General features: G+C 26.9%; 19 protein-coding genes. 8 read left to right on the top strand and 11 right to left on the bottom strand.

Annotation, left to right across the window (positions count from 1 at the left end):
• The first annotated feature begins 1018 nt into the window (after positions 1–1018).
• From Q0W06_RS17010 to Q0W06_RS16975, 8 genes are all read left to right on the top strand, one after another.
• Positions 1019–1162, top strand: a complete 144-nt coding sequence (locus Q0W06_RS17010; RefSeq protein ID WP_297638508.1) for a hypothetical protein — start codon at positions 1019–1021, stop codon at positions 1160–1162.
• A gap of 942 nt (positions 1163–2104) precedes the next feature.
• Positions 2105–2269: a hypothetical protein gene (locus Q0W06_RS17005; RefSeq protein WP_297638505.1), complete on the top strand. Its 165-nt coding sequence runs from the start codon at positions 2105–2107 to the stop codon at positions 2267–2269.
• 60 nt (positions 2270–2329) lie between these two features.
• Positions 2330–2644, top strand: a complete 315-nt coding sequence (locus Q0W06_RS17000) for a hypothetical protein (RefSeq protein WP_297638502.1) — start codon at positions 2330–2332, stop codon at positions 2642–2644.
• Between the two features lie 11 nt (positions 2645–2655).
• Positions 2656–3450, top strand: coding sequence for a hypothetical protein (locus Q0W06_RS16995; protein ID WP_297638499.1), 795 nt, complete (start codon positions 2656–2658; stop codon positions 3448–3450).
• Positions 3451–3721: 271 nt separating this feature from the next.
• A complete protein-coding gene (locus Q0W06_RS16990) occupies positions 3722–3925 on the top strand; it encodes a hypothetical protein (RefSeq protein ID WP_297638496.1) in 204 nt (67 codons plus the stop codon).
• A gap of 443 nt (positions 3926–4368) precedes the next feature.
• Positions 4369–5649 carry a hypothetical protein gene (locus Q0W06_RS16985; protein ID WP_297638493.1) on the top strand — a complete coding sequence of 427 codons (1281 nt, stop codon included), beginning with the start codon at positions 4369–4371 and terminating at the stop codon, positions 5647–5649.
• A gap of 307 nt (positions 5650–5956) precedes the next feature.
• Positions 5957–6094, top strand: coding sequence for a hypothetical protein (locus Q0W06_RS16980; protein ID WP_297638490.1), 138 nt, complete (start codon positions 5957–5959; stop codon positions 6092–6094).
• A gap of 15 nt (positions 6095–6109) precedes the next feature.
• Positions 6110–6541, top strand: coding sequence for a hypothetical protein (locus Q0W06_RS16975; protein ID WP_297638487.1), 432 nt, complete (start codon positions 6110–6112; stop codon positions 6539–6541).
• 420 nt (positions 6542–6961) lie between these two features.
• Here the strand turns inward: Q0W06_RS16975 and Q0W06_RS16970 are convergent, their stop codons facing one another.
• From Q0W06_RS16970 to Q0W06_RS16920, 11 genes are all read right to left on the bottom strand, one after another.
• A complete protein-coding gene (locus tag Q0W06_RS16970) occupies positions 6962–7177 on the bottom strand; it encodes a hypothetical protein (protein WP_297638484.1) in 216 nt (71 codons plus the stop codon).
• Positions 7178–7432: 255 nt separating this feature from the next.
• A complete protein-coding gene (locus Q0W06_RS16965; protein WP_297638481.1) occupies positions 7433–8173 on the bottom strand; it encodes a hypothetical protein in 741 nt (246 codons plus the stop codon).
• Between the two features lie 267 nt (positions 8174–8440).
• Complete coding sequence (locus Q0W06_RS16960; protein WP_297638478.1) at positions 8441–9259, bottom strand: hypothetical protein; 819 nt, start codon at positions 9257–9259, stop codon at positions 8441–8443.
• Positions 9246–9482, bottom strand: a complete 237-nt coding sequence (locus Q0W06_RS16955) for a hypothetical protein (protein WP_297638475.1) — start codon at positions 9480–9482, stop codon at positions 9246–9248. The genes Q0W06_RS16960 and Q0W06_RS16955 overlap by 14 nt, the downstream gene beginning before the upstream one ends.
• Before the next feature lie 564 nt (positions 9483–10046).
• Positions 10047–10187, bottom strand: a complete 141-nt coding sequence (locus Q0W06_RS16950) for a hypothetical protein (protein WP_297638472.1) — start codon at positions 10185–10187, stop codon at positions 10047–10049.
• 491 nt (positions 10188–10678) lie between these two features.
• Entirely contained in the window at positions 10679–11398 is a 720-nt protein-coding gene (locus Q0W06_RS16945) for a hypothetical protein (protein ID WP_297638469.1), read from the bottom strand.
• A 1-nt stretch (position 11399) separates the two neighbouring features.
• Positions 11400–11612: a hypothetical protein gene (locus Q0W06_RS16940; RefSeq protein WP_297638467.1), complete on the bottom strand. Its 213-nt coding sequence runs from the start codon at positions 11610–11612 to the stop codon at positions 11400–11402.
• Positions 11613–11672: 60 nt separating this feature from the next.
• Positions 11673–11837 (bottom strand): hypothetical protein, encoded by a 165-nt coding sequence (locus tag Q0W06_RS16935; RefSeq protein ID WP_297638465.1) that lies wholly within the window; start codon positions 11835–11837, stop codon positions 11673–11675.
• A 358-nt stretch (positions 11838–12195) separates the two neighbouring features.
• The gene (locus tag Q0W06_RS16930) at positions 12196–12567 is read right to left on the bottom strand and encodes a hypothetical protein (RefSeq protein ID WP_297638462.1); all 372 of its coding nucleotides are present in this window, start codon (positions 12565–12567) and stop codon (positions 12196–12198) included.
• A gap of 120 nt (positions 12568–12687) precedes the next feature.
• Positions 12688–12996, bottom strand: coding sequence for a hypothetical protein (locus Q0W06_RS16925; RefSeq protein WP_297638460.1), 309 nt, complete (start codon positions 12994–12996; stop codon positions 12688–12690).
• A gap of 344 nt (positions 12997–13340) precedes the next feature.
• Entirely contained in the window at positions 13341–13871 is a 531-nt protein-coding gene (locus tag Q0W06_RS16920) for a hypothetical protein (protein ID WP_297638457.1), read from the bottom strand.
• Between the last annotated feature and the right edge of the window lie 291 nt (positions 13872–14162).

The raw sequence follows: 14162 nt of genomic DNA, 5'->3' as shown, positions 1-14162 counted from the left end.
GATTTGTGTATAAGAGTCAGGAATAAGTATACATAGAGCAGGGTACCCCTTGGGTGTGCTCTCACGCAAAACAAAAAGTTTTTTGTTATAATTATAACATTGTGTGTTATAATTTATTTTTGTTGAGATTAGTGCAAGAGAAAGGGAGTAAATATGAAATTGAAAAATAATATGAGTTGTTGAAAGTGTAAGATGGGGTTATGAGCTGGTGATAGTGTACATGTTATAACAAGAGCACGAGGTGATCATGAATTAATTGATTATTATAATATTGTAAAAGAACAATATATTTGTAATCATTGTTATCAAATGTGAAATATGCAAACAAATAAAGGGTGTGAATAATGAGTAAATGAGATAAAGAAGTTAAAGGGGTAATTGCTATGGATTTGGTAGGAAAAGCAAATGATGATGAAAGATTTAATCCAAATCCTGCGGAAGAAGTTTTTGAAGAATGAAAGAAGCATATGAAGAAACGATTGGATGATAGTGGTGCAATTCAATTAATTGTTTGAATACCTAGAAGTATGAGAGATGAATTAAAAGTTAAAGCAGCAAAAGATAAGATAAGTGTTTCAAAAATTTTAAGAGTTTTGATTCAAGAGCATTTAGATAAGTAATAATCGTTAGGAGGATATTAAATATGAAGAAACCTTTAATTCTCTACAATTGTGATTTTGAAACACTTACTGAAGGTTCAGAAGATTACAAGAGATTAGGACACACTGCAGTATATTTATGAGGCTATAGAAAATTAGACCCTAATGAACCAAAGAAAATAATAGGTTCTACTATTGAAGAGTGATATGAATCCATCTTTTCTGATTTAACAAATAAAATAATATGATTTCATAATCAAAAATTTGATGGTAATTTTATTGAAAAGTTTTTGATTAACAAAACTAAATTAAAATACATTAATGATATTTCCAATTCAGATAATGAAAAAGCAATGCCTCTTAATTCTTTTAAGATTTTTAGGGATCGTTCAAATTTATATTCAATAGAGATATATAGATTGATTACAAGGGGTGGTAAGAGATATACTACTAGAATTATTATTCATTGCTCTTATTTGCTTTTAAATGCATCTCTTAAAGCACTTGGAAAAGATTACAATTTAGATAAATATCAGCATAAAGAACAATCTAACGTTGAATGATATGATAAAGGCGGCTTTAATATGAATCCTACTTTTGAATTAGAAATGAGAAAATATTTAAAATCGGACTTAGACATACAGGCATTAGCTTTATGAGATTTTCTAAAACATATTGAATTAGATCGTTATTTTAGTTCAGCAGGAAAATCAATTCCATTAAAAAAAATGTTAACTATAGGCGGAATAACAACCAAGATGTTTCATAATTATTTAAAAGAGAAAAAAGAATTGCCTGAAGACAAATATGAATGAAGTGAAATATCTAAGTACAAAGGAAAGGTTAGTTTGGAACAACATATGTTTTCAAGAAATTGATTACAAGGTGGTTTTACTCAATTTAATCCTAAGTTAATCGAATCTCAAAAAGAAAAAGGTTATACTATTGTTTCTTCAAAAAATAAGCGTGCTGTATCAATAGATATTGTATCGGCATATCCGTGAGCAACCACTCAACCAATGCCTTATGGTTTATTAAGTGAAACACCATTTCCAAAATCAGATTTATATATAAATTTAGAATATTATCATTTGAAAGTAAAATCAGCAAAAATTAAAAGTAAGTATTACGATGATTTTGTGATTTTGAAACATTGAGATAAAAAAAATAGTAGAGTTGATAGGTATGTTCGTTATTTAAATAATTTTGAATGTTATTACTTAAAAGAGGAATGAGAGATTATAAATAGAGTTTATGATATTGAGCTTGAATCTCAAAAAATATGATATTCAAAAGCATCAACTTATGTTGAAGAGTTTATATTACCAATATTTAATCTTAAATCTTTAGCAAAACAAATAGGTAAACCTGCTCTTGAGCGTGGAGCAAAGGTAAGACTTGTTGCATTTTATGGACAGTTATGTAAAAAAGTTAATTACAATACTTTAATTGCAGTTTCAAAAGATACATATAATTTTCTGGGAACTAGAAAAAAAGGAGAATATATGTTATCAATTGGAAAGGAAAAATATATTCTTCAAAAAATAAGCGGTAAAAGAGTAGGTAATTATTATTACATTGAGGCATTGAAAATAACTAAAAAACAAAGATTTGCTCCACCAGTACTAATGGGTGCAACTATTACAGCATATACTCGTATAAAATTATGAAATACAATATTAGATTTAGGTTATAAATTTTTTAATTATGCTTCAACTGACGAATTATTTATGAGCTTAAATAAAGAAGAAATTGAGAAAAAAATAACACTGGACAAATATAAGTTAGGTTCATTTGCATTAGCAAAAGAGTATGATAGAATTACTATCGGAGGAGCAAATAGATATTTAGTGTCAAATAATGATGGAAGTAATACAAAATATGGATTTACCGGAATTAATTTTTCTGGACAAACTAATAATGAAATAATAAATTTATTATGTCATGGTGGCGAAATATATAATGCAGGTTTTAAAATTAAAGAAGATTCTCACGGAATTTTATTAACAAGAGTTTCGAAGAAAATAACACAAGGTACAATATAAAAGGAAAAATTATGAGTAAAATAGTATTTAGGTTATCAGGAAAAAAGAATAAAGATTTGTTTCAACCAAATAATGCATATCAATTAAGCAAAATTGTTAATAATACTATAGGCAATAAAATAAAATTATTACAATCAGAGCTAGAATCTAAAAAAGAATTATTAAGCAAAAATAGTGGCTATAATAAAAAAATTGTTTCAAAAAAATTATCAATATTAGTTGATAAAAAGAAAAATATAGACATCGAACTTAGACAATTAAAAAGAGATCAAACATTTTTTAAGAAAAAAAATATTAAATTAAGCAAAAATATTAAATCGCTCTCAGATGCAAAAATTAGAAAGAATTTAAATTTAGGAAAAAATCAATCTGATAAAATTAAAATAACAAAATTAATAAATTCATTAGAATCACCCATTTCTAAAAGAAAGAGAACTAAAGCAGAAATTAGAAAAGAGTTGAATGAAATTACTGATGGTAAATATTCTAGGTTATTAAGAAAAAGAAAAAATTTAGAGAAGCAAAGAGTTGAAGGTATTAAATGGTCTGGTGCTATTGATAGCGCAACTTCTAGTTTTTCGGATTCAATATCAGATTTAACTGAACCAACTCTTAAAAATGATGGAATTGAATTTAATGTTAGAAATGAATTAGATCCATTTAAATTAAAATATGAAAAAGCAGCTGATAAAATATCTAATAATCCTATTATAAATGTTGAAAACGCTATCAGAAGAATAAATGAATTATTTTCATTAGATGCTGAAAGAAATGGAGAAAATATTTCGGAAGGTTCGGAAGGTTGAATTACAAGAGTTTTTGAAATATTGCAACAATCAGGTTTTGCTAATGCAGACGAATTTTATAGCGAGATTATAAAGTATGGTCTGGAAGATATAATAGATTTAGATTTTAAAGAACAATTTATAGATTAAAGTATAATTGAAAAAGGGTAATATGAATAATAAATTAAATGGAATTTTATCAATAATAATAATAACTCTTTTGTCAGGGGGTGTTTTTATTACAGGTATAGTTTTGCAATCAATGGAGATAGAAGGAAATTTAGGAATGTGATTGGGAATAATATCAGGGCCAATCATTAGCCAATGTATAGCTTTACCTTTTAAAGCAATTAATTTTAGATTGAATAAAAACATTGCAAATGATATTAAAAGTTCTCAATTAGGTCATGATACAAGAGTAAGAATTAAGGAAATTGCTAACTCTACAGATTTAGAAGCTGTTAAAATAAGTAGAATTAAAAGAGAAATTGAATAATGAATAAAATTTGATTATATAAATCACCTATTTTTTGAACTAATTCAAGTGAAGATAAACCAACTGATAAATATATTGTTGCACTTGCCTTCGAAGAAGGTGATAAAGAAACTTTTACACCAAACAATGACACATATGATCAGGCCACTTTAACTTCGGGAGCAAGTAATATAACGTATGTTAAATGAAATAATATATATTATTTAGTTGCTTCAAAAATTGTTATGAATAATAATAATTATAAATATATTTTAGAAAAAGATGTATGAGCAAATTTAGCTTTACCTTTTTTTAAAAAACAAAGAAATGTGGCTTTATTAAGAACAAGTGATTCTAATGAAAAAGAAAGTGCGCTTTTGGAAGATTCAAGAATTAATGAAATTCCGCTTATTTATGACGAATGAGAATGAAAGAAAATTGATTATACTCAAATTACAAGGGGTTTGAAGCATCTGAGAGTAAGAAGCAATGAAACTGCATATGTAGAATATACAAGTGTTTCTAGCATTGTTATAAATAATTCTGTATCAACAAATATTTATTATGTTTTTGATAATACTTTTGCTAAATTAAATGAGGGGAAAGATGGTAAAACTGGTTTTAAAATCAATGACCAACCATATGTATTTGTGCCTGTTATAGGTGATGCTACTATTACTTATACTGCAGGAGTAAGTGCTAAATTAAATAATACAGTTTCATTTTTAGATGTTCTTGCTTTAAAGAAAAATTTTATTGGTATTTTTAAGGGACCTGACTTTTTATTAAAAAATATGAATAGAAATTCAAATAATCCCAATTATTCTCCAATTCAATATTTTGTTGGTGCAGAAAGTTTTTCCACAGCATTACCTATTTTATATATGAATGGAGGAGATAATATATTTGCTCAAATTGAAGTTCCTGTTGTTTCAAAATACCAAAAACTTATTTATGAAAATTCTTTAATTTTACAAAATAATTATAACATAAATGCAAAATCAAAAAAATATGAAGTAATTTTTAACGGAGCAGGTTTTATTGCATATAAGGATTCATTAGATAAAAATACAGATATATTTAATAATAACTTGATTGATACAACCATTGATTATGGTTCATATTTACCATCATTGCAAAACTCTTACCAAAGTTATTTACTTGCAAATAAGTCTCAAATTAATGCAGGAATTGCAAAAACTAACGAAAGTCTTGGTCTTGGAGTTATTGGAAGTCTTATTGCTGGACTTGGTGCAGCTCTTGCTATACCAAGTGGTGGAAGTTCATTGGCACTTGCAACTATAGGACTTGGAGTTGCAGGATCTATTACTGGAAATTTTGCTTCTAAAAGACAGATTAATGCAAGAATAAGTGATTTGAAAAAAAATGATTCTAATATTAATCAATCAACAGATATTATCGACAACATTATGGTAAGGTTAATGAATAAATCATATAATGGAAATACTCCTAAAATAATAACTTCATCTTATTTTGTTCAAAGTTTGTCATTAAATTCTCAGGTATTAATAAATGATATATATGATAAATATGGTTTTCCTTCAATTAAAATTAGTTCATATTCTGACTTAGTTACTTATAGTCAAAATAACAAATGGTGTTACTTCGAAGTAAATTTAGCTCAATTTGAGTTTTATATCCAAGGTTCAAAAGATTTTAATCAATTGGAAAAAACATTAATTACTTTGGTTTTTCGCTACGGAATAAGGTTAATAAATGAGTAATTATAAGAAATCAGAAATTGTTCCTAATAGTTTGCACTATCCGCTTGAAAAACTAAGGAGCAGAAAACATACATTTTTTAATTTATTTTCGGTATTGAAAGAATGTGATTCTAAATTAAAAAAAGGTATTGTCGATAAGGTTAATGTTTTTATTGTTAATTTAGAGAAAAATGTTGGTAAAACATATTGAATGAGAGAGCGCATGAACCAACTAGCTAACGAATGTATCGATCAGTTGTCCGAAGGAAAGAATCCTACTTCTATGTTTCTATGAGTTTTTAGAAATGAGAAAATGAAAGAAGGTAGGATGAGTGAAGTAAATACTGATTCCATGTATCAATTCTATATCAGGGGTACAACGATATACACTAAAGGTACGCCCGTTGGAAGAGATAAAAAGGATAATATTATTTACAAAGATAGAAATATTGTTGTAGGTGTTTGAATAGGTTTTAATACCATGCACAATAATAGTTCTAATGTTTACAATGGTTATAAAGAGATGTTTTATGATGAATATCGTTCAAAGAAACCACTTCCCCTGTCCCATGCGCAATTAGAAGTATCAAACTTTATTGTTCTTTTATCAAATTTTCAAAGAGATAAAAAAAATGCTCTTGTTTACTTGTTTGGAAACAATGAACCCGGAGCAGATTTAATAGCGGAGTCGTTAGGGATTCAAAAGAAGTATCCATATTTTATAGATTTAGAAAGAGGAGTATTTTATTTAAACTCGGCAGGAGTTTTTAAGGGATCAATAACTGATAACAACATAGCTAAGCGATTTTCGGTAGGGAATACAAAAATGCAGGAGTTCATGAATAATAATATTTCTATGGAAAGCGATAAGGGAATTACGGATAAAGAAAAGTTTGCAAAGTCTGTTCCTTGAGCATATCTAATGCTTATGGGTAATATGTTTAGGGTATCAATTTATCAAGAAAAACAATGACTTGTACAAAATGTTCAGGAGATAGATTGAATAAGAGACCCTGGTTTAATATCTTTTGCATATCTTACTGAAGATTTAATTCACTCGTCTAGATTGATTCCAATTACTGAAGACTTATTAATTGTGTTTGCTGACTTATATCGAAATGATTTATTATTATTTTGAGAAGGTGGAGCTAAAAACTTATTTAGTGTACTATGAACAAAAATTTTAAAGAAAAATAATTTGTATGAATAAAAAAGTATATTATAAATAGAATAAGAAAAAACACCATATAGGTGTTTTTAGTTTAATATTTTTTAAAATAATCTTAAGATATATTTTTTCAATCTATACTTTTCATTATAAACTCGCTTTCTTTCATATTTCAACTCTATTAATTGTAAAATTAGCATTTAAAGTTCCATTAAAACTTGCTGCAAACCTAAATGCTCCATTATTTCTTGATAACGCTACCATTAATTTAATACTATAAGTTGTTCCAAAGTTAGTATAATTAAAGAATGTAAAATCTCCTGCTCCTGTATGAACATTATAATCATTAGAACTCATAGCATACTCCATTCTTATTATCATAGGAAACCTTGTTCTTGATGCGACACTATTTGTATATGCTAATAGGTAATATTGGTTTGAACCACTAATTAAGTTTCATGTAGCACTATCGAATATAGTTGATATTGTTTCTGTACTATCACCAGCTGTTGTAGTGGATGCGATAGAAGTATTTGCTCTCTTATATAAAGTATCAACATGGGTTTTATCTGCTTTTAAATCAACAGAAGTTTTATCTGCTTTTGATTTAATAGCATCAGCTGTGTATTCTTTAACTCACCTTATGTTAGTTGCTTTATTAACTTCTGGTTCTGTTAATGGAATAGTATACCTTAATATCCCACTATTCTTTATGACAAAATCGTCTGCAAAAGAACTTCCCCTCAAAGAAATGTAAGACGGTGCTTGTATTTCAATAGCATCTTCACTTAATATAGAGAAGGCTCTTTTCGATTTAATAGAATCATCATCTATTAACAATGTATTAAAACTAGTAACGATAGATAAAGATTTTGCTAATGTAATCTCATTAGACTTTGTTGTTAAAGCTTCAATATTTGTAAACTTATTATCTTCAGTAAAATTATTTTCTTTATCATTATAAACAACATTTGATGGAAGAATTGGAGTACCGCCACCTGACGCAGAAATTGTATCTCCAGTTATTGTAATATTAGTACCTGCTATTAGTTTATTTTGTTTGTTTAATATATTATCATCTACATATTTTTTATTAGTAGCACTTGTATTTTTTGTTGGTGTAGCAATATTTTCTAACTCCTTATTGCTAAAATTTAATTCTTTTCCAGCAAGATACAAAATACCTTCAGGAGCATAAAGTTGAATATTATTACTTGAATTTCCTTGTAAAATGTTAAAAATAGGTATTCCATTTTTTCGAACAGTAATTACTTTGTTTTCTCCTGCAGGAATAGCAATAGTTTGATTTTCGGTAAATATATTAGGTTTATCTTGATAAGCAATCGGGAGTTTATTTATTTGCTTTTCTACTTCCAAAGCAATATAAGGTTCTAATTGCTTAATAATCTCACTTATGTCAACTGGTGGAGTTTCAAATACTTTTCACTCTAAAGGACTTGTGTTGGGATTATTACCAATATTATTGTCTATCAACGATAAAGCTCATTTTAATTCACTTTTTTTTGAACCTTTTGTTATCTCTGTAAATTGTACTACAAAATCTTTCCTATAATTAAATGTAGGATTTCAAATTGTATTACTTGCAAAAATAGCATAGTAAACCTGCTCTTTTGTCAATCCATTTCAATAAGAAATATCATATTCAGATAAATATTTGTAAATCCCTGATACAGAATCATAAACTTTTTTTGGAACTCCAAACTCTACTATTTTTGTATTAATATCATCCATTTCTTCTGCAAGAACTTTGATTGCTAATTCATTAGAAGCACCTTTGTAATCAACATCCCCAACAAAAATGCCATTAGCAAATCTTGCTCCACGATCATCATGATCATCATAATAATAAGGTTTAATTACTTTTGTAAATAATGGAGAGAAAGAATCTATAAAAATTGTAATCTCAACTCTATATAATGCCATTTGATTTTGTTTATAAATCCTAAAATTATTTTCAATAAAACTAATATCCTCACTATTGTTTAAAAATTTAGAAGACATATTTGCTCTATCAGCCTCTGTTATTTGTAATTCATCTAATAAATCATTAAAAACTTGATTATTAGGTACGGAAGTGGATTTATTTGTATTAGTACTATCACTTTCATTTGTACTTAAATTAGTACTTTTATTTAAAGCTATATAAAAATCTTTTGAAATTTTTTCTAGCTCCAAAGATTTATTAGTATTTATTTTATTATAAAATGTTAGAAATGAATCTTGGAATTTGTATAAAAAAGCATTTTCAAAAGATAATTCGTCATTAAAAGAGTTTGATTCTTCTCCATAAGCACGTATTAATTGCTTATATATATTTTCAATTTTATATGGAAAATCGGCATCATTTAAATAATATGGATTATTATTCTCTTCATTAATAATGTTAATTACTTTTTTCTCAAAGACAATAATATTATTATAAATTTCACTAAACTTCTTCATTATTTACTCCTTGTGAAAATGCTTGCTTGCTATTTTTTACTTCCTCTAAGTCATCTACCGACTTAACAACATTTACATTTATACCAAACTTTGATTTCATATCTCTTGTAAATTTCTCAAAATTTCTCATTGTAGATACGGCCATTAATTCAGTATTTGTTTTTCCGTCTTCTACTTCAGTAGTAACAACTCTTTCTTTCATGTCATTAACTTTTTCATTCATTCCTAATAAATCTTTACCTCATTTGTAATATTTTATTAAGTCTTCAAGTCCTAAATAGTTGTCGGTCGGAAAATCAAGTTTTTCTATTGTAAAAGGTGCTTCAAGAGCGAGACTTGCATCTTTCATAATATTATTATGAATTTTTGGAGAAGTAAGTTTAAGGAATGTTTCATTATCTTTTAAAGAAGTTTCTAAGTCATCTATAACTGTTTTATTCTTAGAATTATATCAAATAGCAATTTTCTTTAATTTCATAGTTGTACTTGCTCAATACATATCATTCAAATTAAGTATTCCTCGAATAAATCAGCCAAATTTTAATTGAAAAAACTCACTTGTTACATCATTTGAAATAACTACAATCTTACTCATATCACTCAACACGAATCATTTCTTTTGTTGAGGATCTACTTGCGCACTTTGTTGTTCAAATTGAATAATTGCAGGAGCACATCATACCTTGGTTATTTTTTGATATTCATAAGTTATACTTGATATATTAACAATTACATATTCTTTAGGTTTGTACTCATATATACCTACTCTTCCATAAAACATTAAATTTCAAAAAAATGTATTTTCTAAATCTAATAATCGATCTTCTGTAACATCAGCAAATTTATATGTGCCAGATAATTCCCGCATCAAAATATTCATTACTGCAAACTCTGTTAAACCTTCTTTAAAAAAAATATCCGAGTGCAACGCATCATTGACGCCTTCGGATATTCTAGATTGTCTGGCGGAGTTGAATGGAAGGTCTCAACTTTTACCTTTCATTATTTACCTTTTTTTCTTTCAGAATCTACTGCTTTTGAAATTTTTTCAACTTTTTTAGTTTTAGCAAACTTAAATGACACAAGATTCATTAAAGGGTTTACTCTATAATAATCTTTTCATTTTGTAATTGTTTCAAAAGCAGATTTTTTTGGATAATATGTATTTGTAAATTCATTAAATACAGATCTTGTAGCAATAGTTTCTTTGTCAAATATATACATTATTGAATCATCTTCGAAAGTGTCTTCAACAACAATTCCAAATTTATTTGTGAAGTCTTGTCAATATGCAGGATTAAATACATTTCCTAATTCTTGTTCAAGTCTATTTCTAAATTTTGTTGACATTACGATTACAGTAGATTCTTTTTTTGCCGAGTTCATCATTGCTTTAACACCAGTATCAACTCCACCTATTCATAAATTATTACCTGTTTGAGCAGGGTTTCTACCTGCATTAAATTCGTCCGAATAATTATTGTAATATTTATCAGAAAATTCTTTTAAGTAATTAACAATTGATTTGTAATCTGTTGTTGTTGATACATTAATTCTATTTTGATTAACTAATTCTTTAATAGTTGTTACAGCAGTTTTGTAGTCGGCAGGGAGTAATTCGTCGGAAACATTCATTCCAAACAAATATCTTGGTAACTCCCTATGCTCTCTTTGTTTTGCTTTAGCACCAGCGCTTGATTCTAATTGCAATAAACTTGAAAATGCATTTCCATCACGAACAAACTCTCTCATATCAAATTCTGAATATGAATTATCAACAACTCTTTGTATCGAACCTGTTGATGTACTTTGCACTCTTTCAAGTCCATTAACATTTCCTGACGGCAACCAATCATCAATTTCAGTACTTGATTTTTTTGACGATTTAAATCTCATGGTGAGCGTTTGCTCTCCAATACCCCAATCTAGCGATCCCTTGTCCATGAAAGAATATGGATTATTTAGTTCTTTCATTAAATCAACAACTTCAATAATTGCTATTTGTTTATTAAAACCATTTTCAACAGTAGTTGTTAATGCAGTTGTAATTTTCTCTGCAAGTACTTTATTACTTAATGATTCTCCAATTCCGCTATTTTTAAATATTGCATTTCCTACTTTAGAAACAATTGATGACATATTACTTCAGCTCACTTTCTTTTGCATAATCATTGAATAGATCTTGTAATTCTTTTTCAGGAGTTACAGGATTAATAACTTCGGGAGTTACAGGATTAATAACTTCGGGTGTTTTAATAAAATCACTAATTGCTTGTTTAATTCCTTTATCGACTCTTTCTTCTATAACCTTGTCCATTATTGCTTTGAATTGTTCTTTTGTTATTTTTGCCATATTTAAATACCTTTTATTTTCTTGTTATATCAAAATTATACTCAATTTGTGAAAAAACTTTTAATTTTCTTTCATATCTTCTTCATCAGTTTCCTCCTTAGGCCGAATCTTTTCTCCTATAACATAATCAATTTCATCACAAACATCGTCCGCCATAGATTGTTTTAGATATCCAAATGTAATTCCCTGTCTAACTTTTCTTTGAATTGATTGAGGTGTAGCCATATTTTTTAAATATGAAAATAAAATTAAAAATGCTATTCATCCTGATCCGCCAAGTAAAGCAAGAGTAGAAATTATATTTGAATTATTTCCATTAAAGACATAAATTCAATTTATGTCAACTGGATTTATTTCTTGTACCAAAGTTCAAGTTCCTTTTGTACCTTGAAAACTTTCAAGTCCATTAATATCTTCAATAAAAGCGTATAATGGTTTTAAAACAGGTTTTAAAACACCGTTAGACATTGGTGTTATTGCAAATATTGTTAATAGTAGTGTAAAAACGATAACAAGTGCAGTTATTATAAATAAAATAATTTTAATAAAATGTTCTTTTTTTAATTTTCTTAAAATATTATAATTACGATTTGAAATGTTTATTTGCATATTTATCAAGTTTAACTTTCTTTTTTTCTTCTTTACTTATTTTAATTGTTTCGATCAATTTATTTGTATTACTATTATTAGCTTTTATTGTTATTATTTTAAAAATTCCACCAATTGATAATAATGCACCAAGTGCTTCTCCAAGTATTAAACCTGCTTTTATTTTAAAATCATATTCTTCAAAAAGAGATTCTAAACTCACACCTGATCTTAAAGTTTCTGCTAATTTATTATCAATTAAATTATTTTCAATTAAATTATTTAATAATTTATTATAAACTTTTGCGCTTTCTCCACTCATAAATGAGGTTATTATTATTACTAATCCGCAAGTATTCAATATCATAAATAATAATGATCATAATAATATTTCTATTATTTTTTCTTTTTCTCATTTCATATTTACTTCCTTTTATATTGTAATTATAACATAAAAAAAAGGTAGCTTTAAGAGATGTTTTTATTCTCATTTATTAACTATACCGCTTTTTAATAATCTTATAAATCCATCTTCGAAAGTGTCTTTTCCGTTTAAAACAAATTGATAATATACATAAATTTTATTTATGCTTTCTTGATCTTCACCTACGACATGAATTGACTTTATTTGTTTTTCATAAACAAATTCTTTAGTTGGCTTAAAATTATAAGATTCATATATTTGAAATCTGGTTTCATATTCAGGTTTAATAACTTCAGTATTGCTATTGCAACTTATTATTATTGCAGGAAGCAATAATAATGTGCTTGTTTTTAATAATATTATTGTTTTCATAACTATCTTATCAAGGCCCTTCTTAACAACAAATATATTTGTTGTTCAATTTTAATATCATTAGCTAGTGCTAATGTTTTAATCTCTTCAAATTGTTTTTTATTTATTTTAATTTGTTTTCACTCATTTGTATGTTTTAAATTCATTCAGTATCATTTTCTTCAATTTTCATAAAACATTTATAACAAACTTCAACTTCGTCTCAAATTCATATTCATTTAGTTTTTCTAATTAAACCACAATAACTGCACACGCCTGTGGTATCATTCTTATTGCCATCAATTCAGAAAGATTGTTTTTCTTTATAACTATTCACTTGAATCGCCATCCTCGAAACAATCAATTCAGATAATGTCATTTTCATAATAGTTAAGTCTTGCTACAAGAATTATTAAATAATTAAACATCAGTCTTTCTTGTTCTATCAAAAGTTTCTTTTCTTTTGGAGATAAAGTTTTAAATATTTTTCCATTTAAAACTTTATCTAATTTTTTGTGTTTTTCTTCTAATTCAGTATATTCAGTTTTTATTCTCTCTATAAAATTATTATTCATTATTTTGTCTTGTCGTAAATCACCTTTGACTTCTTGAGAATTTTGAATTAAATCACCTTCAACTTTTTGATTACCTTGATGTAAATTACCTTTGACTTTTTGATCACTTTGAATTAAATTACCTTTGACTTTTTGATCACTTTGAATTAAATCACCTTTGACTTCTTGAGAATTTTGAATTAAATCACCTTTGACTTCTTGACCCCATTGATATAAATCATCTTTGACTTTCATTTCTGATATATATACATCCCCTGCAAAATCGATAAAATCTAATCCACTTAAATCTAAATCTCCATCTTCATCTACTGCATTTCTCAATAATCACTCTTTTATTTCTTCTTTATTTTTCATATTACACACCTAACTTTCTTAAAGCATATCTAAAATTTGTCTGTAAAACTTTATTATAACTTTCTTTATTGCACTAATCTCAACAAAAATAAATTATAACACACAATGTTATATTTATAACAAAAAAACATTTTTTTTTTTTTTTTTTTGCCCGAGACCAACCCAAGGGGTACCCTGCTCTATGTATACTTATTCTATTATACACAACTGACGCTGCCACCACCTCATTACGGGTAGAGGGCGGGGGAGGCGGGAGAA

Source organism: uncultured Clostridium sp. (assembly GCF_947072515.1).
Lineage (GTDB): Bacteria > Bacillota > Clostridia > Clostridiales > Clostridiaceae > Clostridium.
The sequence above is the reverse complement of the archived record's forward strand: the minus strand, read 5'-3'. Positions and strand labels throughout refer to the sequence as shown.